A 26,073-nucleotide genomic window follows, 5' to 3' on the forward strand; every position below is an offset into this window, starting at 1 on the left:
ATCAGGAGCCCAGGACGTCCATGAGGTGGTCGTCGAGGTCGGCCACCCAGTCCTCCCGCCGCCACGGCCGCAGCTCCTGCCGGGCCTTCCGCAGCCGCAGCGCCGGCACCCGGCCGCCGGTCGACGCCGCTGCGGACACGCACTCGTGCAGCAGTTCGGCCGCCGCGCGCGGCTCCCCGAGCCTGATCCGGGCGAGCGCCTGATCAGTGGTGACGATGGCCCGCTGCACCTGCTCCCTCGGTGCCGACAACATCTCCGCAGCCCGGGCGAACCGGTCGTGCGCCGCGGAGGGGTCACCGACATACAGCTCGCACACGCCCTCGAAACCACGCAGATGCCCCGGCGAGAACGAGAAGGGCGCCGGGTCTTCGGCGTGGTCCGCCTCGATGTCGTACCAGGCCAGCCCGAGCGCGGCCCGTGCCTGCCGCCCGTGCCCAGCCCGTGCGGCGATCTCCGCTTGCAGCGCGTGCGCCCGCGCGCGTACCAGCGTGCTCTCCCCGGAGCGGGCCGCGCGTACGGCGTGGTCGACCAGGCGCCATGCCTGATCGATGCCCTGTGTCGAGTACAGCGTGACCAGTGCGTGACTCATGTGCACGTTGGCCTTCCGCCAGGGCTGCGCCAGTCGTTCCGCCGTAAGCGTCGCCTCCTCGTAGAGGGCGCCGGACGCGCTGTCGTCGCGGGTCTCGAAAGCCAGTCGGCCTGCCAGCGTCGCCGCCGCTACGGCGACCTCCCGGAGCTTGGGAACGAGCGGATCGGGGACAGGACCGGCGAGCAGGCGTCGGCACGTTTCGACCGCGGGAGCGAGCAGCAGTTGCAGCCGCACCATGGGCAGGCTCCCGACCTCCGCGTTGACGTCCGCCACCACGGACGCCAGCCCGGCTATGGCCTCCTCTCCGGCCCGCCGCGGGTCCTCCAGGGCCGCGGTGAGCCCCGCCTGAACAGTCGGGGAGAGCAGAGCGAGCAGGCCGCCGCCCGCGTCGGTGACGGCGCGGAGGACGAGGCCGCGCAGCTCCGCGGTCCGCCGCTCACTCTCCCCGAGCAGGCCGAGGGCATGCAGGTACTCGGCGAAGTCGGAGCCCGCGCCGAGGGAGAGATCGCCGGCGGGCGTGCGCGCGTAGAGGTGGGCGAGGAGCAGCTGGTACCGCTCGTCGGGCAGCGTCGGGCTCTTCGGGGACTCCCAGCGGGCAACGGACCGCTGCACGCTCGCCACCGACGGCAGCGGCGGCTGGTGCAGTTCCCCGGCCAGGACGATGAGCGCACGGGCGACACCGGCGAGCGACAGGCCGCGCCGGTGCCGCAGCGCCTTCAGCTGGGCCGCCCCCGCGGCTGCCCCCTCCATAGGGCACATGGTGCAGCACAGCGGCGGCTACACGGGCACGATCAGCCGAGGTTTCCCCTGATCCGCCGTGTAGTTGAGCGTCTGCCACGTCCCGGATGAGGGATCGTCGCCGTGCGGGAAGCCGATCGTCATGCTGCTGCGGTCGACCATCCACCGGTTCCGGGCGTGGTAGGCGGGCGTCTTCAGCTCAGCGGCACCCAGCTCGACGACTTCCTTCACGCGCACGCGCGTGCGTGCGATCGCCCGCCGGGCCTCCGCGGGCTGCTGATCGATGGTGCCGGGTGTGACGACGGTGATGTCAGCGGTGGTGTGCTCCGCGAGCCACAGCAGCGACAGGGTGTCGATTCCCTTCGCACCGCCGATGTAGAAGTGCGCGCCCCGAGTGAACGGGCCGAGGTAGTCGGCGAAGAGACGCGCGTACTCGTCGAGGCTCCGGTGCCCCGTACTCCGCGTTCCCGTGATCGCTACTACCCGCATGATCAACTCCGTGTCATAGGTCGTCGTATGCCGCCCGCCGTCCGCCGTTGGGATCGTCTGCGATGTGGACAGAAACGACATGCAACGACTGGACGTGGCGAACCCGATGAGCAACCCCCTCGCTGAAGAGGCTCTCACCAAGGGCGACCAGTACGTCACCGGGTATCTGGCGGCCGGTCACTGGCTCCTCTCGGCCGCGGAAGACACGCGGCGGGCCCGGAAGGAGTGGGCCGACAGCGGGATCGCGCTCCTGCGATGCGGCACGCTCTTCACGGCCGTCCGTCTCTCCGCCGAACTCGTGCACGCCGCCGCGGGCACGGAGGACCTGCGCACAGTCGACACCTACCTCGCACAGGCCCTGCTGGGCGGCCCGGCGTTCGCCGACACCCGATGGGGGCTGTACTACGCCCTGGTGCCGCCCGGCACCGCCCGCCTCCGGCAGTGGGAAGGCCGGACGCTCGACGCGGAGTGCCTCGGCCGGAACTCCTACCTCGGCGTGCCGGATCCGGCGCGCACCGACCCGGACGACGGCTCCTCGTACTGGTCCGTGCCGGTGGACGGCCCCGGCCTGCTGGGCAGCCCCGGCGCCGTGGCCCAGCTCCTGGTGTGTGGTCGACACCGGCTGGCGGCGGAGAGGAACGCCGGTGCGTAGCGACCCGCTGCTTCCGGTCGACGCCGACACGATCCGGAAGACGTACGACTCGGTCCTGTGGGCGCCCTACCTGCCGACCGGCGAAGCACTGGACACCCTGATCGGGCAGCTCCAGGGGCACGTGCAGCTCCTCGTGCCGGAGGTGCAGGCCCTCGCGGCCCGTATGGAGGGCGAGACGCGGGACACGGCGGTCCACGTCCTCGTACGCACCTCCAAGGTCCTGGCGGAAGGCGTCTCCCCTGCCGACGACGCGTACGCCCTGGCCGTGCTGGCCCGCGCCCTCCTGGCGCTGCACCAGCACCCTGGCCCGCTCGGCGAGCCGGCCGACGGGGAGTTGAGGGCGTGAATCATGCCCGGCACCGGCTCATCGGTAACCCGACCCGGTGCAGCGCAACCCCCGCCCACGAGGCACGAGTGCCACCGCGCCGACCGTCAGCTCGCCCGCCAGTACCCCAGCGCGTGCATACGCTCCTTCGGCACGGACAGTTCCTTGCGCACATACGACGCCAGCGTCCGCGTCGTCACGGTGTCGCAGGCGATCCAGACGTACGGGTTCGGAGTCGTCGTCAGCTGGGCGGGCAGCGCGGACCGCACGGCGTCCGCCAGGCCGGGGCGCGGTACCTGGCGTATCTCGTGCCGGGAGGTGTCCGCGTGGCACGGCAGGCCGTCCAGCTCGCCCTCGAACCAGATCGTCGCCGGGGCCGGGCCGAGGGCGTCGAGGAGGGAGTTGAGCGCGGGCAGCGAGGCCGGGTCGGCGATCGCGAAGACGTGTGAGGGCTCGGGCCGGGGATGCTGGAAGCCCGTGCCCTGGACCGTCGCCTCGATCGTGTCCCCTGCCTTCGCCGCCCGCGCCCAGTCACTGGCGCACCCCTCGTGGAGTGCGAACTCCATGCTGAACGTGCCGGCCTCCGGGTCCGGGGCGACCAGCGTGTACGCCCGCTGGTGCGGCTTGCCCGCGTTGTCGAACCACAACCTGACCCACATCGTGGGGTGGACCGCGTAGGCCGTGAGCAGGCCGCCGTCGGTGAAGTGCAGCCGCCGGTACTCCGGCGTGACGTCCTCGGCGCCCGTCACGGTGAGGACGAAGTCCTTCGCGCCCATCAGCTTCAGGACCGTGCCCTGCCAGCCGTGCCCCTGCCCCATGGCGCTCCTTCACATTTCGCGTACCATTCCGCCACGACCAACTTAGGGAAGCCTAACCTAAAGCGCAGTTAACCTGAAGCACAGAGGGATGACAGGGTGATGACCAGGTGACCATCGAGATCCACCGCGACGCCTGGGGCATCCCGCACCTGCGCGCCGCCGACGCCCGCGAACTCGCCCGCGCCCAGGGCCGGGTCACCGCCCTCGACCGCGCCTGGCAGGTGGAGGTCGAGCGACATCGCGCCGACGGTAGTTCCGCCTCCTTCCTCGGTACGTCCGCCGTGCCCTGGGACGTCCTGGCGAGACGGGCGCGGCTCGCGGACACAGCGAAACGTTCCTTCGAGGCCCTGGACCCCGTCACGGCCGACTGGGTCCGGGCCTACGTCGACGGAGTCAACGAGGGCCTCGCCGAAGGCGCCCGCCGTACGCCCGAGTTCGCCGAGACCGGGCTGACCCCCGGCCGCTGGGAGCCCTGGACCCCGCTCGCCGTCTGGCTCGCCACGCACATCCTCTTCGCGGGCTTCCCGGCGAAGCTCTGGCGGGAGGAGGTGATACGGCAGCTGGGGCCGGAGGCGGTGGCGCTGTTCGCCACGGACGGTCACGGCACCTCCGGCAGCAACGGCTGGCTGGTCGCCGGGGAGCGGACCGTCACCGGGCAGGCCGTGATCGCCGGTGATCCGCACCGGTTCATCGAGGAGCCGGGCGTGTATCAGCAGATACGGCTGTGCTGCCCGGAGTTCGACGTGGTCGGCCTCGCCGTGCCCGGCGTCCCCGGCATCGCCCACTTCGGCCACACCGGCACGGTCGCCTGGGCCATCACCAACGCCATGGCCGACTACCAGGACCTCTACCGGGAGCAGTTGCGGCGCACGGGCGCGGGCGTGGAGGCCCTCGGCCCGGACGGGCGGTGGGAACGGGCGTACCGGCACACCGAGTTCGTCGAGGTGCGCGGTGCCGAGCCGGTGCCGGTCGAGGTCATCGAGACCGAGCGGGGGCCGGTGATCGCCGGAGGGCCGGAGGGCCTCGACGACGGTACGCCCGTGGCACTGAGCCTGCGCTACCCGCCCCGCGTCACCGCCGACGTCGGCTTCACCACCCTCCTTCCGCTGCTGCGGGCCCGCACGGTCGCCGACGTCGACCGCGCCTTCGACACCTGGGTGGAGCCCGTCAACGTCGTGCAGGCCGCCGACACCGAAGGCGGCACCCTGCACCGGGTGGCGGGCCGGGTGCCGGTGCGGGCCGAGGCCAACCGGGTCCGGCTGGTCCCCGCCTGGGAGCCCGGCCACGAGTGGCGCGGCTGGCACGAGACGCCCCGCGCGGGCCTGACCGACGGCATCGCGGTGATGGCCAACCAGCGCGGCCCGTCCACCCCGCTCGGCGTCGAGTTCGCCCCGCCGCACCGCGCCGACCGCATCGCCGCGCTGCTGAACGAGAAGGACCGGTGGTCGGCGGCCGACATGCCCACGATCCACATGGACACCCACCTCTCCTCCGCCGCGCCCCTCCTCGACCTCCTCGCCGCCCTCGACGACCTGACCCCCGAGGCCGCCGAGCTGCGCGACCGGCTGCTGCGCTGGGACCGCCGCATGGACGCCACCAGCGAGGAGGCCGCCGGCTACGCGGCCGTCCGCAGCGCGGTCGTCCGCCGGCTCGCCGCCCACCCGGCGTTCACGAAGCTCACCGAGCCGCCCGCCTACCCGGAGGTCCTCCTGCCCTGGCTGGGGCTCACCGCACGGATCGCGTTCGCCCTGGAGAACCTGCTGAGGGCCGAGGAGCTGTACGGCATCGACCGCCCGGCGATCGTCCGGGAGGCCCTGGAGGAGGTGGCCCTGAAGGACGTGGCGGGCACGCCGGGCGCCGCCCGCACCTGGGGCGACACCCACCGCCTCGCCCCGTGGCGGGCGCTGCCCAGCACGTCGTACGCCACGAGGAAGTACGACGAACCGGCCCTGTCCGGCGACCACGACTGCGTGCTGTGCACCTCGGCCGTCCCCGGCCTGACCGACCTCGCCGCGCGCGGCCCGGCCGCCCGGTACGTGTGGGACCTGGCCCGGCGTGAGCACAGCCTGTGGGTGGTGCCGCTCGGCGCGTCCGGCGTGCCCGGCTCGGCGCATCACCGCGACCAACTCCCGCTGTGGACCAGGGGAGACCTCGTCCCGGTCGTCACCGACTGGGCCCGCCTGACGAAGGAGACCGACGATGACTGACCCTTACGCCGACCGCCCCGCCGTCCACGAACAGGCGGTCGACGGCTTCGGCACCGTACGCGTGCTGCCCCTCGACGCGAAGGGCGACGCCGAGGTGATCCACGGCTGGGTGAGCCAGGAGCGGGCCGCCTTCTGGGGCATGAACGGGCTCACCCGGGACGACGTGGCCGGCATCTACGCCCACATGGACACCCTCGACACCCATCACGCGTACCTGGTGGTGATGGACGGCGTACCGGCCGCCCTGCTCCAGACCTACGAGCCGGAGGCGGACCGGGTCAGCGAGTGCTACGACGTCCAGCCCGGCGACATCGGCGTGCACCTGCTGCTCGCCCCGGCCGGCGAGGGCGGCGCGCGCGGTGGCTGGACGGCGGGCCTGATCACCGTACTGGCCGCGTACGTGCTGGTCACGCTCGGCCGGCAGCGGGTCGTGGTCGACCCGGACGTGCGCAACGAGAAGGCGATCGACCGCTTCCTGCGGCAGGGGTTCGTGGCGGGGCCGAAGGTCGTACTGCCGGAGGTGAACCTCCCCGACGTGCACCTGCCGGAGAAGCACGCCCAACTCGCGTTCCTGCCCAGGGCGGTAGCCTTCCCCGCGTGACTCCAGAAGACCTCGTCGCGCACTACGCCATGGAGCCGATCCCGCGCGAGGGCGGCCTGTTCCGGCAGACCTGGGCCGGGCCGGACCGCCCCGACGGACGTCCGGAGGGCACCGCCATCGTCGCCCTGCTCCGACGGGACGACTACTCCGCCCTGCACCGCCTGCCCACCGACGAGATCTGGCACTTCTACCTCGGCGACCCGCTGGAGCTGCTGCTCCTCGCCCCCGACGGCACCTCCCGCACGGCCGTCCTCGGGCCGGACGTGCTCGGCGGCCAGTACCCGCAGTTCACCGTGGAGGCCGGCACCTGGATGGGCGGGCGGGTCGTCGAGGGCGGCTCCTGGACGTTCTTCGGCTGCACGATGGCGCCCGGATTCACCTTCGAGGGGTACGAGCACGGTGACGCCGCCGCGTTGACCGCCCGCTATCCGGACCGGGCCGACCGGATCGTGGAACTGTGTCGGCCATGAGGTCGCTGTGACGGCCATGAGATTGCTGGAGGGCCATGAGGTTGCTGGAGGGCCAGGTCGCCCTCGTCACGGGCGCGGGCGGCGGAATCGGCCGGGGCATCGCCCTGCGGTTCGCGGAGCAGGGCGCGGCGGTCGCGCTGCACTGCCGTACGTCGGTGGAGTCGGCGCGTGAAGTGGCCTCGCTGGTCGAGGACTCGGGCGGACGAGCCGTCGTACTGCAGGCCGATCTGACCGACGAGGACGCGTGCCGGCGCGTGGTGCGCGAGGCCGCCGAGTGGGGGGACGGGCGGTTGACCGCGCTGGTCAACAACGCCGCCGTGCAGCCGGTGCGGGAACTCGACGGGATGACCGCGTCCGACTGGCGGACGGTCGTGGACACCAACCTGACCAGCGTGTTCGCGTGCACGCAGGCGGCCGTGGAGGTCATGCGGGAGCGCGGCGAAGGGGGTTCGGTGACGCACATCGCCTCCATCGAGGCGAGCGCACCGGCACCGGCGCACGCGCACTACTGCGCCTCCAAGGCGGCGGTGGTGATGCACGCCCGGTCGGCGGCGCTGGAGTACGGGCGGTACGGGATCCGCGTCAACACCGTCTCACCCGGGCTGATCGACCGGGAGGGGCTGGCGGAGGGCTGGCCGGAGGGCGTGGAGCGCTGGCAGCGGGCGGTGCCGCTCGGGCGGCTGGGGCGGGCGGAGGACGTCGGCGACGCGTGCGTGTTCCTGGCCTCGCCCCTGGCGTCGTGGGTGTCGGGGCACGACCTGGTGGTGGACGGGGGTATCTCGGCGCGTCCGACATGGTGAGACCTGCCTGGGGCGAGTACGCCGGACCCGCATCCGTACGTATCCCGGAAGCGGGCAGGACGTGGTGGTGGACGGGGACGTCTCGGCGTGTCCCACATGGTGAGAGCCTGCCTGGGATGAGCACGCCGGGCTTCACGTCCGTACGTATCCCGGGAGCAGATCCGACGACGGAGCGGCGATGGGGATGCGCGATGGCGGAGCACGGCACGGCGACGACGACGGCCACGACGGCGCGTCCCGGCGACCCGGACCGCTCCGACTCCGACTCCGACTCCGACTCCGGCTCCGACTCCGGCTCCGGGTCCGCCGACTTCGGCGGCTGGTGCTGCTGGTCGCCGTGCTGGTCCTGCTTCTCCTCGGCGGCGCGGCCCCCGCGTCGGCCCACGCCGGACTCAGCGGCACCGACCCCCGCGACGGATCCGTCCTCGACGCCGCCCCCCGTCACCTCACCCTGACCTTCACCGAGTCCGTCGGCCTGCTCGACGACTCGGTCCGCGTGATCGACCCCAAGAACCGCCCGGTCGACACCGGCGAGGCCGCCCACGCGGACGACAGCGCCGACACCGTCCGGGTCGGCCTGCCCGCCGACCTGGCGGACGGTACGTACACCGTGGCCTGGCGGGTCGTCTCGGCGGACAGTCACCCGGTCTCGGGCGCGTTCATCTTCTCGGTCGGCGAGCCGTCGGCGACGACCGCCGCGGTGACCGCCCCGACCGAGGACCCGGCGACCGCCTCGCTCTACAACATCGCCCGCTACGCCGCGTACGGCGGCCTGGCCCTGCTCATCGGTGTCGCCGTCTTCATGTCCGCCGTCCTGCGCGGCCCCACCGACGCCCTGCGCAAACTCCTCCCCGCCGCCTGGCTGACCCTCGTGGTCTCCACGGCCGCCCTGCTGCTCGTGCGCGGCCCCTACGAACGCGGCACGGGCCTCACGGACGCCATCGACCCGACCGTCCTGAGCGCCACCCTCACCACCCGGCCCGGCCTGGCACTGCTGGCCCGGCTGGCCCTCCTGGCGGCGGCCCTCTTCCTCGTACGCCGCTCAGCTCGCCGTACCACCCACCCCGCACCCGGCGTCGCGCTCTCCGTCGCGCTGGCCGTCACCTGGGCGGCCTCCGAGCACGCCTCGGCCGGTATCCAGGTGCCGGTGGCGATGACGTCGGCCGTGCTGCACCTGCTGGCCACGGCGGTCTGGCTGGGTGGCCTGACGGCCCTGCTCACCGTCCTCTACCGCGCCCCGCACGACCTCACCCTCGCCACCGTCACCCGCTTCTCCCGGCTGGCCTCCGCCTCGGTGATCGTCCTCACCGTCACCGGCGTCTACCAGTCCTGGCGGGGCCTCGGCTCCTGGTATGCGTTCACCGGCACGACGTACGGCCGCATCCTGCTGGCCAAGCTGGCCGCGGTGGCGCTGCTGCTGGCGGCGGCGGGCTTCTCACGCCGGTGGACGCGGCGCTGGGCGGCGGGGGAACCGGCGCGGGTGGCGGCGGAGGCGCGGGTGCTGGAGACGGTGGGCGGCCCGGCGGGCACGTCGGAGGCGCAGGTCGACTCCCCACCAGGGGACGCCCAAGCCGGGGACAGGCCCCCCGTCGACCATGTCGACCATGTCGACCACGACGGACACGACAGGCACGACAGGCATGACAGGCACGACCACCACCGCCGAGCACTCCGCCGCTCCGTCTTCGCCGAGTTCATGACGGGCGTGCTGGTCCTGGTGATCACCACCCTGCTCACCATCACCCTCCCGGGCCGCGCCGCCACCGAGTCCGCCGCCGCGCAGACGACGGCCGCCGACGCCGGTGGGGCCACCGCCTCCAGCAGCGTCGTGCCCTTCGACGTGGGCACCCCGGACGGCCAGGGCAGGGTCCAGCTCGACCTCGCTCCGGGACGCGTGGGCCAGAACCAGGTGCAGGCCGTCGTCTTCGGCCCCGACGGCGGCATCGTCACCGTCCCCGAACTGCGCCTCACCTTCACCCTGCGCGCCCAGGACGTCGGCCCGATCGACGCGGAGCTGGAGAACCGGGGCGGTTACTGGGGCACGGACCAGCTCCGGCTCCCGCTGCCCGGAACCTGGACCATGAAGATCACGGTCCGGACGACGGACATCGACCAGGTGACGGTGGAGAAGGACGTCCGGGTGGGCTAGGGCGGAACATCACGAAGGGCCCGGTCCAGTGGACCGGGCCCTTCGGTTTCGAGCGGTAGCGGAACCCGCACGTCCCTCACGGCTCGCAGGGCACATCGCCGGGTCCAGGCGCCGCCCGGCGTAGCGAGGGAGCGCTGAACCCGCTGACCGGGCGGCTTCGACGCCGTCGTCACCATGCTGCGCCGAGTACCGTCGTGCCTCGCGGGCCTCCCGGACCGGAAGCGGTGTCCTGGATGAGGTCCCGGCCCGCGCATTCAGGACGTGTACAGCGACTGCAGCCTGGTCACCCGCCCCTCTCCGTCGAAACTCAGGTCGTAGCCGAGGAGCGAGCGGGCCGAGGACGACTGGGCCGTCAGCCGGCTGACGAACTCGGCCTGGGAGTACGACGAGGCATGCTTGCCGTCGCCGAGCGGGACCGACAGCAGCACCTTGGCGTCCTCGGCCATGCGCACCTCGGTGTAGGGCCCCTCGCCCGGGACGATCACCCATGCCTCGAACTGGGTGTGGGCCTTCTTCTGGGCGGGCCGCACCGACAGGTACGTCCGTCCGTCGCTGGTCCGGGCGTCCTCGATCTGCACGAACTGCTTGGTGCCGGCCCAGGGGGCCGCACTGGTCGACGACGGCGTGCCGTCCGGGTCCGTACCGCCGGCGGGCGCGGTGGTCGGGGCCGTCTCGTCTGCCGATGCGGAAGGCGTCGCCGATGTCACGGGTGCGGTGGCGGCCGTCTGCCCGTCGCTCTCACTGCTGCACCCGGTCAGGGCCACAAGGCTGAAGGCGACAGCGGTGAGGCAGCGCACGGCGGCCCGGCGGTGTGAGACGCGCATGGTCAAGGTCCCCCCAAGGATCAGGTGTGTTCTGGATACACGGTCTCTACGCGCCACCCCACCCCCGAGGTTGCACCCCGATCCGTTTCATTTGCCGCCGCCCGTCCCGGAGCCCTCATATGGCCTCACTCGGCGAGCCAGTACGCCTCCCGCAGCGACTGCACCCGGCCCTCGCTGTCATAGTCGATCGCGAACACCCACCGCGGCCCAGCGGCCAGTTGGCCCACCAGTCGGCCCAGCTGCACGTCTGCGGGGTTCCCCCCGGCCAGCTGCCGTGCTTCGACCAGCGTCCCCCGCGGCAGGGTCAGCGTGTGCACCACGCCAACGGGTGCCGCAGTTCCCCGCACGGTACGGAGCTGTTCGACGGTGACCTGCACCATGTCCCCCTTCGCCACCGCGCCGTATACATAGCCCAGCTCTCCGGCGTACTCCTCACCCGGAGCGGGTGTCGGCGGCACGAACGGCGAAGCGGTCGGTGTCGGGATGACGGCGGGCGGCTCGGGCACCTCAAGGGCCCGGGTCAGCGACAGACCGCCCACGGCCAGAGCCGCGGCCAGCAGCACGCCGCCGGACGCCAGCGCGGCCCGCCTGCGACGCAGACGCTGCTCACCGCGCGCCCGGATCCGCTCCGCGGCAAGCGGCGCCGCGTGCCGCCGACCCGACTCGGCGAGGTCGGCCAGATGATCCTCCAGCCCAGTTTCGTCAGCCATGACGCACCTCCGACAGCCGCGTCGTCCGCGGATCCAGCTCAGTGTCGGCCAGCAGCCGTGCCAGCGCCGCCCGCCCCCGGCTCAGATGTGCCTTGACCGTACCGACGGGGCAGCCGGCCTCGGCAGCCACCTGTTCCACCGTCAGGTCACACAGATGGTGGAGCACCACGGCCCGTCGTTGAGCCTCGGGGATCTGCCGCAGCGCCTGAACCAGCAGCACATGGTGCGGTTCCGGTGGCGGTACCGTGGCCGGCGGGCCCTGCCGTCGGGCGAAGGCGAGCGCGGTGCGCACCCGCCGCCACCGGCTGACCGCCAGCCGCCAGGCCACCGTGCGCACCCACGCCTCGGGGGCGCCGTTCAAGTCCAGCTCGGCCCGGCGTTCCCAGGCCCGGGCGAAGGCCTCCTGGACCACATCCTGCGCCTCGGCGAGGTCGCCTGTCATCGCGTACAGCTGGCCGATGAGCCGACCGACGCTCGCGGCGTAAAAGGCGTCGAACTCGTGCTCGTCCGCACCCCGGCCGCCGCGCGGTTCATCTGGTGGTCGCATGCCATCCTGTCACGCTGCGCCGTGCCACTTGGTTCCCTCGCATCGGCTCCCTCGCAACACAAGAAGTCAGCGACCCATGCACCCGGTACCGGGTCCTCGATCTACTCGCGATGGCCGGACGCCACCGGAGGTGAGGGCGGCCGGGTCGTGGCGGCGGCTCCGCCCACGCGGGCCTCGAAGCACTCTCGTTCGCCGTCGGCCGACGCGGGCCGGAAGCAGGCCCGGACGGTGCTGCCGGGACGGACTTCGGTCATCTCGGTATAGATGAAGGTTGCCGCGTCGTCCTTGTTCCTGATGCGCACGCCGTGGGTCGGGCCGTCTGCCGTGACGTCCAACCGGTCGCCGATCTCGGTCCCCCAGGTCCGGGCCCAGCTCGCACCGCACTTCTTGCTGTAGCGCAGCTCGACGTGGGCGCCGGTGGCCGTGCGGTGCGAGGCCAAGGTGTCGGGGCCGAGGCCGCAGATCAGGCGCATCGGGTCCCGGCCCTCGCAGGCGGCTCCGTGACATTGGGGAGCGAGGGAGAACGGGATGGAGGCCGGCGGCGGTTCGTCCTCCTGGGCCTGCGAGTCCGGCAGCAGGAGGAACAGCAGGGCCGCAGCACCACCGACGATCACGGTGTACGCCGACGCCAGCACCACCAGGAGCCTGCTCCCGCCAAGTCGCCGCCATCCGGTCCCGGCGGGCGGTGGCGACTCCTGAGGATGTGGCCGCGGCGACTCGTCCGCGGGAGGGGTGGGGGCGGATACGGGTGCGGGGGTGGCCACCGCGCGTCCGCTCCAGTGCGACTCGGCGATCTCCCACAGGGCCAGCAGCCGCCCGTCCGGTTCGTTCGCGAGCCGGCACAGTTCCCGTACGGCCTGGCGAGGAGGCAGGCTCTTGCCGTTGAGGTAACGCTCCCACGACGACTTGCTGTACGCCGTTCGCTCCGCCAGCGCCGCCAGGCTCAGCCCCGCACCGGCCCGCAGCTCCCGCAGCGCCGCGACCAGCCGGGTGTGTTCCGCGGTCACTTGGGCGCCGCCTCCCGCAGTGCCTGCCAGGTGGGCGGGTCGATGACTCCGTTCACGATCAGCCCGTTCTGCTTCTGCATGCGCTCGACGGCTCGCCGCGTCTTGGGGCCGAAGACGCCGTCGATGTCCCCTGGCTCGGTGCCCGCCCGGCGAAGCAGGCACTGCGCCTCCGCCACTTCGAGCCCCACGTGGGTGTTGGACAGGAGGATGTCCGTGGTCCGGCTCAGGCCCGCGTACCAGCGGCCGTCACGCTGCTCAAGGCGGCAGGTGTAGATGACCGGCACCGTGGACTCCGACACGGTGGCCAGGGCCGTCGCGACAGCATCCCTGCGCTCGTCCGCGAGCTGGGCACGGGCCTCGGTGAGCCGCACGGCCAGCAGGAGCGCCGCGGTGACGGACAGCGCCGTGACCACGGCTGCCGCCACGACTGCGGCGCGCAGGTGACGCCCGTACGGCTGCTGCTCCGTGGGGGTGTGTGCCGGTGTCGCGGAGAGGTCATCAGGGCCGTTGGTGGCGTCGGTGGCGACCACCCGTCCCTCCGCCCAGCGTTGGGCGGCGATCTCGTGCATCACCAGCAGCCGGGCCGGATCGTCACCGCCGATACGGGCCATCGCCTCGACGGCCTCCCGGGGCGGCAGAGACCTGCCGTTCAGATATCGCTGCCACGACTTCGCGCTGTACCCGGACCTTGCGGCCAGTTGCCGCGTGCTCAGTTCGCTGTGGTCCTTCAGCCTGCGCAGTCGCACGATCAGCTGGTGGACGTGTGGATGCAGTTCTGCGGGCAATTCCTTCCAGCGCGACACGCTTCCCCCCACTCGCGTCAGGGACCGCGGGCCCGGCACCCGTGTCCCGGCCTCATTCTGCATCAGCTGCCACGGGATCACAGAGCGGATCCCGCTGCAGGGACTCAGCGGGCGACATCTCCGCAGGTCAGCGCGTGGGATGTCCCGGGATGAGGTCACTTCCGCACCAGCTGTGGCAGAACATCGCGCCCAACCCGCAGTCTCGTTGCGGAGCCGGCCGGTGCAGACGACCGGCACGCTCAGCGACCGGGCCGGGCCGCTGTGCACGTCGTGCAGGGCTGGCGCCGGCCGTGACGGGCGCACATGACGCCTCCCTCTCTGAGAAATTAGGAGAACGTATGTCTATCAAGAGGGCTTTGGTCGCGCTTGCCGCATGCACCGCCCTGGGCTTGACGGCGCTGAGCACGAGCCCTGCGTCGGCAAGTATCTCGCAGGGGTACATCTTTGGCAGCGGCACGATCACCGATGACTGGGGGGATGAGGGCCCTCTTTGGGCGGGAGGCAAATACCAGACATCCAACGCGGTTGGTCTCTGGCAGTACGTCCTGTGGGCAGAAGGCGCCACAGAAAAGGACGGCACAGCTTACGACTACTCAGACATCGACTGTGTTTTCGGCGCCAACACCACCTATGCAACGAAGAAGCTGCAGACGAGATGGGGCCTGAAGGCAGACGGGATCGTGGGCAGCAAGACCTTCAGCATCGCGGACAACCACCTCCGGGGAAGCACGGGCAAGGTCTACTACTTCGGCAAAGCGCGCGCCGTTACGTTCGTACGTAGCTCTGGTGGCGCCTACCGCTTTGAGAACCCTGAAGCTGGTGTGGGCTCGAATTTGTGGGAAACGGCAAAATACGACCCCTTCACGACCTGCTTTGTTCCTGGCGGCTGAACCCAGCAGCACCTCACCTACCCGCACCAGCAGGGGGCCGACACCCAAGGCCCCGGCTCGCTGGATCCCGGTGTGGTCGTGGCGCCCGGGCCGCAGGTTTCCATCATCCCGCGGGAGTCGTGGGGAGCCCGACCGCCGACGGACGAATGCTCGGTCGCCCTCTCCCAGTGCACCCGCTTCACCGTGCACCAGTCGGCGGGCCCGACATCGGCTACAACTTCGTTGCCGACCGGCAGAGATGGATCCACGAGGGCGTCGGCTGGAACCATCGCGGCTCGCACACGGTCAATTACAGCACCACCCACATCGGGGCCTGCCCGGCGCCCCCACCGCCTGCCCCGGCAACGACCTGCGCAACTCGGTGGCGGGCCGCATGGACGGCGAGAACATCCCGATTGCGGTGACTCTCGGCTCCGGCGGCCGCAGCAACATCAGCTCGGTGATCTCCCAGCAGGGCGCCGTGAACCTCCTCGGGCACACGCCCCGGCTGGCCGAGGACGGCGTCTTCGGCTCGCTCACCCTCGCCGGTGTGATCCCTCCGGCCGTTTTGCGCCTCCAGCGGCGGCCGTCCAGCCGATCTTGGTCGCGGCTGGTGGAGCCACCTGCGGCGTTCGGCCGACGGGCAGCCTCGCCGTGCGTGATCGCCCAAAGAAGCTACACCCCAAGCCGGAAGGTAGACCGTCATGGATGAACTGGTGCTGCGCGCACAGCAGTTCGTGAACAACACATACAGCGACGCAATTGGCATGACGCTTGAGGAGAACGGGCAAACCGGCTGGGCCACGATGTACGCGCTCACCCGCGCGCTCCAGTACGAGCTCGGTATCAGCACCCTGTCCAACAGCTTCGGCCCCACCACCCTGAGCACCCTGAGAGCGGCGTACCCGTCACTCACCGCGGCGACCGTACCGTCGGAGAACTTCGCGAAGATCGTGCAGTCAGCGCTCTACTGCAAGGGATACGACGGCGGCGACATCGACGGTGTCTGGGGGCCGCGCGTCACCGCGTCCGTGACACAGCTCAAGCAGGACATGGGCGTCGGCAACGTCGAAGGCGCCGGCCTCACCCCGAAGGTGTTCAAGGGCCTGCTGAACATGGACCCGTACGTGCTGGTGACCTACGGCGACCGGGCCGGCAGCTCGGGCGTGCAGACTGTCCAGCGCTGGCTCAACGGACGCTACATCGGCCGCGCCGACTTCTTCGTCATCCCCTGTGACGGTCACCATTCCCGCAGTGTTGCCAAGTCGATGCTGTACGCGATCCAGTACGAGCTGGGCATGGCGGACGGCACCGCCAATGGCGTTTTCGGCCCCGGCACCCGGTCCGGCCTGCGCAGCCACCCCCTGGCTTCCGGTGACAGCGGTGTCTGGGTGTCCCTGCTCACCGCTGCCTTGGTCCTCAACGACCGCCCGGTGGTGTTCACTTCCTCTTACGGCGCACAGGTCGCGGAGGCGGTCGCGCTGTTCCAGTCGTACGTCGCCCTGCCGCAGACCGGCACCGTCGACTTCTCCACGTGGGCGTCGCTGCTGGTCTCCTACGGCGACCAGTCCCGCCCCGGCACCGCCTGCGACTGCATCACCACCGTCACCCCGGCCCGCGCCCAGGCCCTCCACGACGCCGGATACCGGCACGTCGGCCGGTACCTGAGCAACGTGGCCGGCTCCACCCTTGACAAGATGATCAAGCCCGGTGAGCTCGACACCATCGCCGCGGCCGGTCTGAGCTGCTTCCCGATCTACCAGACCTGGGGCGGCAGTGCTGACTACTTCTCCTACAGCAAGGGCCTGCAAGACGCCCACGACGCCATCGTCTGGGCACGGCGACACGGCTTCCAGGACGGCACCCGCATCTACTTCGCCGTCGACTTCGACGCCCTCGACGGCGAGGTCACCGCCTCCGTCCTGCCACACTTCCGTGGCGTCCACCACGTGATCACGACCTACTCCCGCTACCGGATCGGCGTATACGGCGCCCGCAACGTATGTCGCCGCGTCTCGGACGCCGGCTACGCCGACGCCAGCTTCGTCTCCGACATGTCCAGCGGCTTCTCCGGAAACCTCGGCTACGCCTTGCCCTCCAACTGGGCATTCGACCAGATCGCTACCGTCACTGTCGGCTCCGGCGAGGGCGCCATAGAGATCGACAAGAACATCGCCTCGGGCCGCGACGACGGCGAGCGGACCTTCAACCCCGCCTCTTACGCCGAGGCCCTCGACGTCGACATCGTCGCCGCCGACCGCCAGGCGATGAAGGCCGAGATCCGCGCCTACCTCGAGAGTATCGGGGTTCCCGAGACCGGAGGAGACGGCTGGACCGATGACGACTGGATCACCCTCGGCGGCATATCCAACTCCGAGGCCATCGACGCAGTCATCTCCATGGACTGGCTCTTCACCCGTCTGGCCCGCAACCTCCGGCTGCGCAAGGCCCTGGTGCAGGCACCAGTGCTGTGGGAATTGCGGCAGTTCAACCCGCTGGACCCCATAGCCGACGAAGCCTTCAAGGCCGGCCTGAAGGACGACTCCAGCACCGGCTGGGGCCAGATCTTCGGGTGGGTCGCCATCGAGGCCCGCAACTACTGCGTGGAGCAGGGCCTCCTCAATGAGCCGCTGCTGACGCTCGAGGACGACCGCTCCACCGTGTGGACCAGACTCCACGAAGACCCCGCGTACAACATCGAGACCGCGGCCTACGTGACGGTCTACAACGCCTTCCAGATCGGTCTGCCCCGCCCCGGCCTGGACACCTCGGACGCCGACACCGAACGGATCATCGCCCGTTACAACGGCACCAATGAAGCTGCCGAACAGTACGGCCGGGACGTCGGCGGCGTGTACCGCGTCATGGAGAGGTACTACGCCCGCCACCGCGCCGCGGCGAACTGACCCCTGCCCACACACATCGAGGAAGGACGCACGACATGACGTACGTCAGCAGGCGCATGATGGTGCAGGGCACGGCGGTCCTGGGGCTGGGACTCGTCTCCGGCACGCTCCTCACCGTCCCGACGGCTTCCGCCGCCGACGTGGCAGCCACCGCAAACTCCGCAGGAGCCATGGACGCCGCGGCGAAGGAACGCCCCGTTTCACTCAACGGCTGGGTGATGGAGGAGCAGGCCGACGACGTCTCCACCGTCTGGACCCGCCCCGTCCCTGGCACCGGCCTCACCGTCGCCACCCGCATCGGCGACGTGGAGACCGTTCTGGTCCATCTGCTGCGCCGCCACCACTACGAGATCGACGAGTTGCGCCCCGGCGACGTCACCGGCTGGCAGCACCCGTCAGGCTTCGACCCGGCGACCCCCGCCTCCAACCTGGCCTCTGGCACCGCCCTGCGGATCCGCCCCGGCCATTACCCGGCCGGCACCGCCGGAGGCTGGTTCCCGGACCAGTTGACCGTGCTCCGCGACATCCTCGCCGAGTTCGACGGCGTGGTCCGCTGGGGCGGGGACGACAAGCGGCCCGACGAGTCCCTGTTCAGCATCGACGTCACCCCCGGCAGCCCCCGCCTGCCCCGCCTCGCCGCCGAGCTGCGCGGCTTGCGCGAACACCCGGGCCGTGGTGCCGGCGTCCCCGCCGACCCACTGGCCACCGACCGTCGCGAGGCCGCCGAAGCCCTCGCCCGCCGGCAGCGAGCAACCGCGCGCTGAACCACCTCAACCAGCCCTGAAGGGATTGAATCGGCATGCCGAGAATCAGCCGCACCATCATCGCTGGCGCCGCCGCCCTGGCATTCAGTATCACCCTCAACAGCAGTCCCGCCGCCGCCAGTGTGAGCAGGGGGTACATCGACGAAAACGCTGGCGCCCAGAACGACTTCTCGGACGAGGCCACGCTCTGGTCGGGCAGCTCCTACTGGAACAGCAACTCGGTAGGAGTGGTCCAGGCAATCCTGTACGCGGAATACATCATCAATGCCGTGGATGTGGACTGTGTCTATGGTTCGACCACGACGTGGGGTGTCAAGGAGCTGCAGAAGAAGCTGGGGTTCACAGGCAATGATGTCGACGGTGTCGTAGGCCCGAAGACCTGGCGCAAGCTGGACGACCGCCTCATCGAAGGCAGCATCTACAGCGACAGCATGCGGTACATCAAATACCGCGCCACGAACGGTACAACTCCAAACCTGTTTCTGCGGGCCAGGGTCAGCGGCGGCACGTACATGTTCAAGTACTACGGCGGCTACTTCGGCGGCAACGAAGGCTGGAAGCAAGCCCTGTACAGCTCGCTGTCCGGCCGCGAGTGCAGCTGACCATTTGCCCCGCCCCTGACTCATATTCCGCCCGTTCAGGCCTCCGCCGGGGTGACCGCGACTATGACAGCGAGGGCCGGGTGCAGTCGCTGCGGGTGGCGTACTGGCTTGCCGAGTGAGTCCACGCGGGACGCCGGGCCGCTGCCGTGCGCTGCCTCACCGCTCTTACCTTCAGCCTTGTGGCCCTGACCGGGTGCAGCGGTGAGAGCGACGGGCAGACGGCCGCCACCGCACCCGTGACATCGGCGACGCCTTCCGCGTCGGCCGACGAGACGGCCCCGACCACCGCGCCCGCCGGCGGTACGGACCCGGACGGCACGCCGTCGTCGACCAGTGCGGCCCCCTGGGCCGGCACCAAGCAGTTCGTGCAGATCGAGGACGCCCGGACCAGCGACGGACGGACGTACCTGTCGGTGCGGCCCGCCCAGAAGAAGGCCCACACCCAGTTCGAGGCATGGGTGATCGTCCCGGGCGAGGGGCCCTACACCGAGGTGCGCATGGCCGAGGACGCCAAGGTGCTGCTGTCGGTCCCGCTCGGCGACGGCAAGCATGCCTCGTCGTACTCCCAGGCCGAGTTCGTCAGCCGGCTGACGGCCCAGCCGTCTACGGCCCGCTCGCTCCTCGGCTACGACCTGAGTTTCGACGGAGAGGGGCGGGTGACCAGGCTGCAGTCGCTGTACACGCCCTGAATACGCCTGCCGCACCGCTGCCCTCACAGCCTCATGTACTGCCACTGCCCTGCCTGCCACCGTCAGCCGTCACCAGTCGAAGGAGATCCTGCGTGGTCACCATCCTGCCGCGAACCGCCTGGACGCCCTACACGCGCAATACCGGCACCATGAACCTCCTGGCCCTCGCCATCTCGATCAACAACGGAATCTCGCTGGGGGCGGCGAAGGATCTCCTGATCGACTGGCTGGCGACCACACGCAACCTCACGGGAGGGGACTGGACGCCGTGGAAGGGGGGCGTCTTCGTTCACCACGCCGGCCCGGGAAGTGTCGACTCCACGGACTGCGAAAAATGCCGGCAGGAGATCGCCGACATCTGGGCGTCCCATCACCGCGAGTACGGCAACATCGCCTACAACTTCATCGTCTGCCAACACGGAAACATCTTCAAAGCACAGGGCTATATACGGGGCGAGGCAAACGGAGGGTACGCGGAGGGGACCGAGCAAGGCCCGCACCCCAACCCGGCCATGAAAGACCGGCACATCTGGGTTGACGGCTACGGCCAGGTCGGCCGGAACGAGGCGTTCTACTCGATCCTCGGCCTGCTGCGGGCCAACGACGAGCCCACGGCCGCGATGCGTTCCTCCATCAAGGATCTCGTCTGGCACCTGCGGACCGAGGTCAGTGACAACCGGCGAGCCGGCAACCTCCTGTACCCCCACCGGCACGACGCCGGCTACACCGTGTGCCCCGGAAACCTGACGCCCTACTGCAATGACGGCTCGCTGGACCCCGGCGTGGGCGTCGTTCCCGGCCCGGCCATCAACGTCATCTCCCGCGAGCACTGGGGCGCCCGGCCGCCGACCTCCACGGTGTACGTACCACTCTCCAGCCGCACCGGCTTCTGCGTGCACTACTCGGCCGGCCCTCCCAGCCAGACGGTGCGCCAAATCCAGAACTACCACATGGACGGCCGGGGATGGCCCGACATCGGCTACAACTTCCTGGTCCACCAGCAGGGATGGATCTACGAAGGCCGGGGCTGGACCAACGTGGGTGCCCACGCCCGGGGATACAACACCACCCACATCGGAGTGTGTTTCATCGGCAGCGACGGGGACGCCACCCAGGCTGCCAAGACCGCCATTCGCTCGCTGTTCTTCAAGGCACAGGAGCTGTGCGGCGGCGATCTCAGCGCTACCTACCACAGCGCGCTCGGCTCCACCTCCTGCCCCGGCAACGACCTGCGCACCTGGGTGCAGAGCGGTATGGGGGGAGAGTACGTTCCCATCGAGATCACACCGCCCCCAAGCGCCGATTCCGGCCGGAGCGACGTGCGGTCGGTGGAAGCGCAGCAGCATGCCGTCAACGCACTCGGATACCAGCCCCCGCTGACTGTCGACGGCGTCTTCGGGCCCCTCACCCTCGCCGGCGTGCAGTGGCTCCAGCGGACGGTCGGCGTCGAGGACGACGGACTGTGGGGCCCGCTGACCGAGGCCGCGTTCGGCGCCTACATCGGCATCGGCGGCAGCGGTGGCGGCCGTTCCGATGTGCGGACCATCCGTGCCCAGCAGGTCGCCGTGAACGGTATGGGCTACTCCCCGGCGCTGGTCACCGACGGTGTGTACGGTCCCCTGACCAAGGAGGGCGTGGAGTGGCTGCAGGGCCGGCTCGGCGTCACCGCGGACGGACTGTGGGGCCCGCAGACCGAGCGGGCGTACATGGATCACGCGGGCGACGGCGGATGGTCCGGTGGCGCCAACACGACCATCCGCACGGTGACGCAGCAGCAGACCGCCGTCAACAGCCTGGGCTACAGCCCGGCCCTCGTCGTCGACGGCGTCTTCGGCCCGCTCACCTACGACGGGGTGCGCTGGCTTCAGGACCGGGTCGGCGCCCTCGTCGACGGTCTGTGGGGCCCCAACACCGAATCCTGCTACAACGCCTACGCCAACGGCGAGGGCCTCGTGGTGGACGGGGTCTTCGGCGCGCGGACCATCGCGGCCCTCCAGCGGGCGATCGGGGCCGAGCCGGACGGAGTGTGGGGCCCGGAGTCCAAGCGGGCCCTGCAACGCCACCTCAACCAGGTGACTGACGCCGACCTCGTCGTGGACGGCGCCATCGGCGCAGCGTCCGTCCGGGCCATGCAGGAGCACCTCAACACGATGACCGGCGCCGGCCTCGACGCGGACGGCGTCTGGGGAGCCGGCACAACCCGTGCCCTGCAGAGGGCCCTCAACCTGGAGAGGTTCTGACATGCGACAGCACGACGACGGCCGCCGCGGCGACGACCCCGCGGCCGAGCCGGCCGGCCGGGGGGCTTCCCGCCGTTCGATCCTCGCCGCGGGCACCGCCACCGCCGCCGCGCTGCTCGTCTCCGGCGCCCCCGCGGCCCTGGCCACGCCGCGCACTGGCGCGGCCACGAGAACCGGCTCCGCCGCCCGAGCCCTGGCCGCCTTCGCTGCCGTACCGGCGGACACGACCGACACGGTGACCGTACCGGCCGGCTTCCGGGCCGCGCCCCTGGCCCGCTGGGGTGACCCACTGAGCCCCGCTGCCCCCCGCTGGCGGCCCACCGGCGGAAGCGCGGCGGCCCAGGCCACCCAGGTCGGCAGTCACCACCACGGTGTGGAGTTCCTCCCCCGCGCCGCAGGGCAGAAGGGCCTGCTCGTCGTCACCCACCAGTCGGCCGACGAGACAGCCGGCCAGGTGCCCGGCGAGGTGGCGATGGCCGCGCAGGGAGTGACGGTCGTGGCCGTGGCCGCCGGATCCGACGGTGCGTGGCGCACGGCAGGCTCCCGGTTCAACCGCCGCCTGACCGCCGACACCCCGGTGACGCCGGCCGGCCCGGCCGCCGAACGTCTCACCGGGGCGGGCGGGCCGGCCGGCCGGGGCGTACTGGCCCCCGGCGCCACCGGGATCACGCCCTGGGGCACCGTCCTGCTGGCGGAGCGGAACGCCAGCGCCTGCTTCGGCACGGACAGCCCCGCCTGGCGGCGCGGCGAGAACGAGCGGCGCTACGGCCTGGCCGCCGGCGGCCAGGGCAGCCCCTGGCACACCGCGCACGCCCGCTTCGACCTCGCCGACCGACGGGCGGTGCCCGAGGCGTTCGGCTGGATCGTGGAGCTCGACCCGGACGTCTCGGATTCCGTGCCCGTCAAGCGGACCGCCCTGGGGCGCTTCTGGCACGGCGCAGCCACCGTCACCGAGACACACGACGGACGGGTTGTCGTCTACAGCACGGACGCCGAGGACGGCGAGTACCTCTACCGCTTCGTCAGCTCCAGGCCGTGGCGCACGCTGCGCACCCAGGGCCGCAGCCCGCTGGACCACGGCACGCTCGCCGTCGCACGCCTGGCCGACAACGGTTTTGGCCGCTGGCTCCCGCTGACCTTCGGCCAGGGCCCGCTGACCGCGGCCAACGGCTGGCGTGACCAGGCCGACGTACTGGTCCGCGCCCGCCTCGCCGCCGACGCCGTCGGGGCCACCGGGCTGGCCGGACCCGAGGGCGTCGCCGTGGACCCGCACAGTGGGTCGGTCTACCTCGCCCTGGCCGGCAGCAGCGGCCCGGCCGGATGCACCGACTGCGCCGAGGACACCGGGTCCGCCGGGAAGCGGTCGGCGCGGCACAGTCCGTACGGCCGGGTGCTGCGGTGGCGCGAGGGGACGGGTGGATCAGATGGCGCCGCCGAGGACACGTTCCGCTGGGAGGAGTTCCTGACCGGTGGTGCGGCGGAGCTGACGGAGCACGGGCGGTTCGCCTGCCCGAAAGGGGTGGGTTTCACCGCCGAAGGGCTGCTGTGGATCTCCACCGGCATCCCCGCCCACGACCTCGGCGGGCCCGACCCCGTCCACCGGGCCGTCGGCAACAACGCGCTGCTGGCCGCCGACCCCCGCACCGGCACGGTGCGACGCTTCCTGACCGCGCCCCGCGGCGCTGAGGTGACCGGGGTATCCGCGTCCGCCGATGGCCACACCCTGTTCGTCAACATCCAGCACCCTGGACAGGGGACCGCCGCCTCCGCCGACCGTCCACGCGCCGTCGGCAACTGGCCGGACCACGAGCCCGGGGGCCGCCCGCGCTCGGCCACCGTCGCGGTCCGGGTACCGGCCGGTCCCGAGGCTGCCACCGGCCAGTAGCCGGATGGCGCGCGTCCAGCACTCCCGCGCACTGACACAGCATCAGCAAACAGCGGTCGGAACGCTCGGACGTTCCGCTGGGAAACGGAGAATCGTCTTATGCCAGGAATCCGTCGCCTCCTCGTCGCAGGCGCCACCGCCGCGCTGGCCCTCGGCGTCGTGATGAGCCCCAGCCCCGCCACCGCCGACGTGAGTAAGGGGTACATCGACGCGGACCCCGGAGCCCAGAACGACTTCGAAGACGAGGCCACCTTGTGGCCGGGAAGTCCGTACTGGAACAGCAACGCCGTCGGCGTGGTGCAGAACATCCTGAAGGCGGAGTACATCCTCGACTTCACTGACGTCGACTGCGCCTACGGAACCACAACCGCGAACGCCGTCAAGACCCTGCAGCGCCGCCTGGGCTTCACTGGAAGCGACGTCGACGGCGTCGTCGGCCGGAAGACCTGGGACAGACTGGACAACCGCCTGGTCGTAGGCCCCGCCTACAACGACAGCCAGGAATGGATCCACTACCGGACCACGAGCGGCTCGACCTGGACCAAGCTCTTCCTGCGGGCCCGCGTCAGCGACGGCACGTACTTCTTCCGCTACTGGGGCCTCGACAACCAAGCCGAATGGCGCCAGGCCCTCTACCACCCACTCGGGGGATCGGCGTGCCGCTGACGATCGGGGTACCACTGGCCATGGCCGCCTGCCCGCCACGTCCGCGCGGGAGGGCGAGCCCTTCAGCGGCAGTGAGCGACGGCTGCCGCTCGGGGTTTCCGAGCGAGCTGTCATGGGGCTCATGGGTTGGTCAACTACGGCCATGGCCGCCCGCTACCAGCACATGGTGGATTCTGTCCGGAACGACGTCGCCCGCCAGGTCGACGGACTGATCTGGGCCGCTGAGGCAGAGCACACCGACGACGGTGCGCATCCGGCAGCCTGACGCGTAAGGGCTGCTGAGGGTTGCTAGTTTCACGCGTAAGGGTTGCTGCTTAGGCTGGCCGGTAGAGCGTCTTGCGTGGCTACCTGTTTTGGCAGGTCAGATCCCCAAGGTGATGCGCGCTCCTCCAGCGGAACGCTCACCCGGCTTGCAACTTTGTGAGTCCTTCCCCCCTCGCAAGGGAGGAAGGGCCGCTACTCTGACGGTGCAAACCTCGTGTCACCCGCCAAGGCACTGATTGCAAAACGATCTCTGGAGAGCAACCAGAGAAACCACAACCAGAGGAACACCCCCGACAGACCGGTGTTGGACCCGCCACCAAGCCGGTACCTGACTTCGCTTAGACGCTGTTCCCCAAAGACGGAGGCCGCAGCGCCTTTCGGCGTGCGGCCTCCGGTGCGTCGGACCAGGACGCACCACCCTGCCTGAGGGCAGGGAGACTGCTTACGCAGTCATATCGGGAAGAGGGCCTGAGCTGAGGTCGTGGTCACTCACCGCCGTTCCACCAGTCGCGCACGAAGCGCCACAGGTTGATCACGAATGAGCCCGCGGCCCAGTTCGGGCCCTTCTTCTGTGCCTCCTTAGCGGTCTCGGTCTCCCGAGCCGGCTCGGAGGAGGGATGTCCGTCCTTCTTGCCTTCCAAAAGTCACCTCCAGATCGAAGCCCGTCTGTGGGCGTACAACGTGATCTGAGGGACTGGTTGGCGTGACCTACGGCCACCCGAGTAGCAGCCTATGGGCCCGTTGGGCTGGAGGGGGCCAGGATCAACAAAACTTCAACCGGGGACGACTTGGACAGGTAACTTGCCTCCCCTCGATGCCATCAACTGAGACGGAAACTGAGACGGAAGCGAAGAGGCGCCCGGTCCAACGAACCGGGCGCCTCTTCTACCTGCGGTAGCGGAGGGATTTGAACCCTCGGTGACTTGCGCCACACTCGCTTTCGAGGTCTGTTCGGGAAGTCCGCGCCCCGGCCGCAAGGCTCTGGTGTACGGCGGTGTACGGGGATGAATGGGACGGAAACTGAGACGGGCCGAGGGATCTCCACGCCTTGGCTTCCTGGGCTGCAAGCTGCACCGCCGAGCCGTGATGCGGCGCCGCCTCCGCCCAGCCTGCGCCGCGGATACGACGCCGCGGTAGTCGACGGTCGTGAGGGAGAACCAAGCCTGCATCCTGTGCGCCCACTCGGGCACGCCGATCAACCCTCTTCAGGCAGGCGATCCCAGACCTCGCCCTCGCACCGCAGTTTGAAGCCTTCCTGGGCAGCGACGCTCCTGGCGTGCTCCTTGCTGCGGATTTCGACGTGCCAGTACGTCTTCGGACCTGTGTACGTGTCGAAACGGTCGTCCTGCGCAGTGCGCCAGACCCGGTAGCCGACGCGCCCGTGCCTGTCCGCGACAAGAACCATGATCTGATCAATGCCGGGACGACCCTCATCCATAACAGGACGATATGTCCCATT

General features: G+C 70.7%; 26 protein-coding genes and 1 pseudogene. 17 read left to right on the forward strand and 10 right to left on the reverse strand.

Annotated elements, in window-relative coordinates; translation table 11 throughout:
* Position 1: 1 nt before the first annotated feature.
* Positions 2-1,339 carry a hypothetical protein gene (locus HJD23_RS21500; RefSeq protein WP_171116989.1) on the reverse strand — a complete coding sequence of 446 codons (1,338 nt, stop codon included), beginning with the start codon at positions 1,337-1,339 and terminating at the stop codon, positions 2-4.
* 27 nt (positions 1,340-1,366) lie between these two features.
* Positions 1,367-1,816, reverse strand: a complete 450-nt coding sequence (locus HJD23_RS21505) for a DNA-processing protein DprA (RefSeq protein WP_171116991.1) — start codon at positions 1,814-1,816, stop codon at positions 1,367-1,369.
* A gap of 79 nt (positions 1,817-1,895) precedes the next feature.
* Here HJD23_RS21505 and HJD23_RS21510 point away from each other — a divergent pair, with 79 nt between their 5' ends.
* Entirely contained in the window at positions 1,896-2,468 is a 573-nt protein-coding gene (locus tag HJD23_RS21510) for a hypothetical protein (protein ID WP_240980776.1), read from the forward strand.
* Entirely contained in the window at positions 2,461-2,814 is a 354-nt protein-coding gene (locus tag HJD23_RS21515; RefSeq protein WP_171116993.1) for a DUF6415 family natural product biosynthesis protein, read from the forward strand. The genes HJD23_RS21510 and HJD23_RS21515 overlap by 8 nt, the downstream gene beginning before the upstream one ends.
* Positions 2,815-2,900: 86 nt before the next feature.
* Here the strand turns inward: HJD23_RS21515 and HJD23_RS21520 are convergent, their stop codons facing one another.
* Entirely contained in the window at positions 2,901-3,611 is a 711-nt protein-coding gene (locus HJD23_RS21520; RefSeq protein WP_171116995.1) for a siderophore-interacting protein, read from the reverse strand.
* Positions 3,612-3,718: 107 nt separating this feature from the next.
* Here HJD23_RS21520 and HJD23_RS21525 point away from each other — a divergent pair, with 107 nt between their 5' ends.
* From HJD23_RS21525 to HJD23_RS21545, 5 genes are all read left to right on the forward strand, one after another.
* The gene (locus HJD23_RS21525) at positions 3,719-5,818 is read left to right on the forward strand and encodes a penicillin acylase family protein (RefSeq protein WP_171116997.1); all 2,100 of its coding nucleotides are present in this window, start codon (positions 3,719-3,721) and stop codon (positions 5,816-5,818) included.
* Positions 5,811-6,419 carry a GNAT family N-acetyltransferase gene (locus HJD23_RS21530; protein WP_171116999.1) on the forward strand — a complete coding sequence of 203 codons (609 nt, stop codon included), beginning with the start codon at positions 5,811-5,813 and terminating at the stop codon, positions 6,417-6,419. The genes HJD23_RS21525 and HJD23_RS21530 overlap by 8 nt, the downstream gene beginning before the upstream one ends.
* Entirely contained in the window at positions 6,416-6,889 is a 474-nt protein-coding gene (locus tag HJD23_RS21535) for a cupin domain-containing protein (RefSeq protein ID WP_171117001.1), read from the forward strand. Before HJD23_RS21530 ends, HJD23_RS21535 begins: the two co-directional genes overlap by 4 nt.
* 35 nt (positions 6,890-6,924) lie before the next feature.
* Positions 6,925-7,689, forward strand: a complete 765-nt coding sequence (locus HJD23_RS21540; protein ID WP_171117003.1) for an SDR family oxidoreductase — start codon at positions 6,925-6,927, stop codon at positions 7,687-7,689.
* A 178-nt stretch (positions 7,690-7,867) separates the two neighbouring features.
* Entirely contained in the window at positions 7,868-9,838 is a 1,971-nt protein-coding gene (locus HJD23_RS21545) for a copper resistance protein CopC (protein ID WP_240980777.1), read from the forward strand.
* Positions 9,839-10,092: 254 nt separating this feature from the next.
* Here the strand turns inward: HJD23_RS21545 and HJD23_RS21550 are convergent, their stop codons facing one another.
* The 5 genes from HJD23_RS21550 to HJD23_RS21570 form a co-directional block, all read right to left on the reverse strand.
* Positions 10,093-10,662, reverse strand: a complete 570-nt coding sequence (locus tag HJD23_RS21550) for a hypothetical protein (protein ID WP_171134058.1) — start codon at positions 10,660-10,662, stop codon at positions 10,093-10,095.
* 125 nt (positions 10,663-10,787) lie between these two features.
* Positions 10,788-11,372: a hypothetical protein gene (locus tag HJD23_RS21555; RefSeq protein WP_171110422.1), complete on the reverse strand. Its 585-nt coding sequence runs from the start codon at positions 11,370-11,372 to the stop codon at positions 10,788-10,790.
* Complete coding sequence (locus tag HJD23_RS21560) at positions 11,365-11,919, reverse strand: SigE family RNA polymerase sigma factor (RefSeq protein ID WP_171110421.1); 555 nt, start codon at positions 11,917-11,919, stop codon at positions 11,365-11,367. The genes HJD23_RS21555 and HJD23_RS21560 overlap by 8 nt, the downstream gene beginning before the upstream one ends.
* Positions 11,920-12,020: 101 nt before the next feature.
* Positions 12,021-12,926, reverse strand: coding sequence for an XRE family transcriptional regulator (locus HJD23_RS21565; protein WP_171110420.1), 906 nt, complete (start codon positions 12,924-12,926; stop codon positions 12,021-12,023).
* Positions 12,923-13,729, reverse strand: a complete 807-nt coding sequence (locus HJD23_RS21570) for a peptidoglycan-binding protein (protein ID WP_171110419.1) — start codon at positions 13,727-13,729, stop codon at positions 12,923-12,925. The genes HJD23_RS21565 and HJD23_RS21570 overlap by 4 nt, the downstream gene beginning before the upstream one ends.
* A gap of 338 nt (positions 13,730-14,067) precedes the next feature.
* Here HJD23_RS21570 and HJD23_RS21575 point away from each other — a divergent pair, with 338 nt between their 5' ends.
* The 10 genes and pseudogenes from HJD23_RS21575 to HJD23_RS21620 all read left to right on the forward strand — a co-directional run.
* Positions 14,068-14,619 carry a peptidoglycan-binding domain-containing protein gene (locus HJD23_RS21575; protein WP_171110418.1) on the forward strand — a complete coding sequence of 184 codons (552 nt, stop codon included), beginning with the start codon at positions 14,068-14,070 and terminating at the stop codon, positions 14,617-14,619.
* Positions 14,620-14,992: 373 nt separating this feature from the next.
* Positions 14,993-15,310 carry a hypothetical protein gene (locus tag HJD23_RS21580; protein ID WP_171110417.1) on the forward strand — a complete coding sequence of 106 codons (318 nt, stop codon included), beginning with the start codon at positions 14,993-14,995 and terminating at the stop codon, positions 15,308-15,310.
* The gene (locus HJD23_RS21585) at positions 15,303-17,504 is read left to right on the forward strand and encodes a glycoside hydrolase domain-containing protein (protein WP_171110416.1); all 2,202 of its coding nucleotides are present in this window, start codon (positions 15,303-15,305) and stop codon (positions 17,502-17,504) included. Before HJD23_RS21580 ends, HJD23_RS21585 begins: the two co-directional genes overlap by 8 nt.
* 35 nt (positions 17,505-17,539) lie before the next feature.
* The gene (locus HJD23_RS21590) at positions 17,540-18,268 is read left to right on the forward strand and encodes a hypothetical protein (protein WP_171110415.1); all 729 of its coding nucleotides are present in this window, start codon (positions 17,540-17,542) and stop codon (positions 18,266-18,268) included.
* 35 nt (positions 18,269-18,303) lie between these two features.
* On the forward strand, positions 18,304-18,870 hold the full coding sequence (locus tag HJD23_RS21595; RefSeq protein WP_171110414.1) for a peptidoglycan-binding domain-containing protein: 567 nt from the start codon (positions 18,304-18,306) through the stop codon (positions 18,868-18,870).
* Positions 18,871-19,049: 179 nt separating this feature from the next.
* Entirely contained in the window at positions 19,050-19,559 is a 510-nt protein-coding gene (locus HJD23_RS21600; protein ID WP_240980778.1) for an alginate export family protein, read from the forward strand.
* Between the two features lie 92 nt (positions 19,560-19,651).
* On the forward strand, positions 19,652-21,799 hold the full coding sequence (locus HJD23_RS21605) for a peptidoglycan-binding protein (RefSeq protein ID WP_240980779.1): 2,148 nt from the start codon (positions 19,652-19,654) through the stop codon (positions 21,797-21,799).
* Between the two features lies 1 nt (position 21,800).
* The gene (locus HJD23_RS21610) at positions 21,801-23,684 is read left to right on the forward strand and encodes an alkaline phosphatase PhoX (RefSeq protein WP_171134060.1); all 1,884 of its coding nucleotides are present in this window, start codon (positions 21,801-21,803) and stop codon (positions 23,682-23,684) included.
* Positions 23,685-23,783: 99 nt separating this feature from the next.
* Entirely contained in the window at positions 23,784-24,350 is a 567-nt protein-coding gene (locus HJD23_RS21615) for a peptidoglycan-binding protein (RefSeq protein WP_171117612.1), read from the forward strand.
* A gap of 82 nt (positions 24,351-24,432) precedes the next feature.
* Positions 24,433-24,615 (forward strand): annotated as a pseudogene (locus tag HJD23_RS21620) (site-specific integrase); the annotation flags it as partial.
* A 484-nt stretch (positions 24,616-25,099) separates the two neighbouring features.
* On the opposite strand, the gene HJD23_RS21625 reads toward HJD23_RS21620, so the two are convergent.
* Both HJD23_RS21625 and HJD23_RS21630 read right to left on the reverse strand, forming a co-directional pair.
* Positions 25,100-25,255, reverse strand: coding sequence for a hypothetical protein (locus HJD23_RS21625; protein ID WP_171117614.1), 156 nt, complete (start codon positions 25,253-25,255; stop codon positions 25,100-25,102).
* A 554-nt stretch (positions 25,256-25,809) separates the two neighbouring features.
* Positions 25,810-26,052 (reverse strand): hypothetical protein, encoded by a 243-nt coding sequence (locus tag HJD23_RS21630; RefSeq protein WP_171117616.1) that lies wholly within the window; start codon positions 26,050-26,052, stop codon positions 25,810-25,812.
* Positions 26,053-26,073 lie beyond the last annotated feature (21 nt).

The organism is Streptomyces sp. Z423-1, assembly GCF_013009255.1.
Lineage (GTDB): Bacteria > Actinomycetota > Actinomycetes > Streptomycetales > Streptomycetaceae > Streptomyces > Streptomyces gossypiisoli.

Coding starts and splice junctions, on each gene's coding strand:
- HJD23_RS21500 (WP_171116989.1), bottom strand. CDS start 1,339: ATGGAGGGGGCAGCCGCGGGGGCGGCCCAGCTGAAGGCGCTGCGGCAC.
- HJD23_RS21505 (WP_171116991.1), bottom strand. CDS start 1,816: ATGCGGGTAGTAGCGATCACGGGAACGCGGAGTACGGGGCACCGGAGC.
- HJD23_RS21510 (WP_240980776.1), top strand. CDS start 1,896: ATGCAACGACTGGACGTGGCGAACCCGATGAGCAACCCCCTCGCTGAA.
- HJD23_RS21520 (WP_171116995.1), bottom strand. CDS start 3,611: ATGGGGCAGGGGCACGGCTGGCAGGGCACGGTCCTGAAGCTGATGGGC.
- HJD23_RS21530 (WP_171116999.1), top strand. CDS start 5,811: ATGACTGACCCTTACGCCGACCGCCCCGCCGTCCACGAACAGGCGGTC.
- HJD23_RS21540 (WP_171117003.1), top strand. CDS start 6,925: ATGAGGTTGCTGGAGGGCCAGGTCGCCCTCGTCACGGGCGCGGGCGGC.
- HJD23_RS21545 (WP_240980777.1), top strand. CDS start 7,868: ATGGGGATGCGCGATGGCGGAGCACGGCACGGCGACGACGACGGCCAC.
- HJD23_RS21550 (WP_171134058.1), bottom strand. CDS start 10,662: ATGCGCGTCTCACACCGCCGGGCCGCCGTGCGCTGCCTCACCGCTGTC.
- HJD23_RS21555 (WP_171110422.1), bottom strand. CDS start 11,372: ATGGCTGACGAAACTGGGCTGGAGGATCATCTGGCCGACCTCGCCGAG.
- HJD23_RS21560 (WP_171110421.1), bottom strand. CDS start 11,919: ATGCGACCACCAGATGAACCGCGCGGCGGCCGGGGTGCGGACGAGCAC.
- HJD23_RS21575 (WP_171110418.1), top strand. CDS start 14,068: ATGTCTATCAAGAGGGCTTTGGTCGCGCTTGCCGCATGCACCGCCCTG.
- HJD23_RS21580 (WP_171110417.1), top strand. CDS start 14,993: ATGGACGGCGAGAACATCCCGATTGCGGTGACTCTCGGCTCCGGCGGC.
- HJD23_RS21585 (WP_171110416.1), top strand. CDS start 15,303: ATGGATGAACTGGTGCTGCGCGCACAGCAGTTCGTGAACAACACATAC.
- HJD23_RS21590 (WP_171110415.1), top strand. CDS start 17,540: ATGACGTACGTCAGCAGGCGCATGATGGTGCAGGGCACGGCGGTCCTG.
- HJD23_RS21595 (WP_171110414.1), top strand. CDS start 18,304: ATGCCGAGAATCAGCCGCACCATCATCGCTGGCGCCGCCGCCCTGGCA.
- HJD23_RS21610 (WP_171134060.1), top strand. CDS start 21,801: ATGCGACAGCACGACGACGGCCGCCGCGGCGACGACCCCGCGGCCGAG.
- HJD23_RS21615 (WP_171117612.1), top strand. CDS start 23,784: ATGCCAGGAATCCGTCGCCTCCTCGTCGCAGGCGCCACCGCCGCGCTG.
- HJD23_RS21630 (WP_171117616.1), bottom strand. CDS start 26,052: ATGGATGAGGGTCGTCCCGGCATTGATCAGATCATGGTTCTTGTCGCG.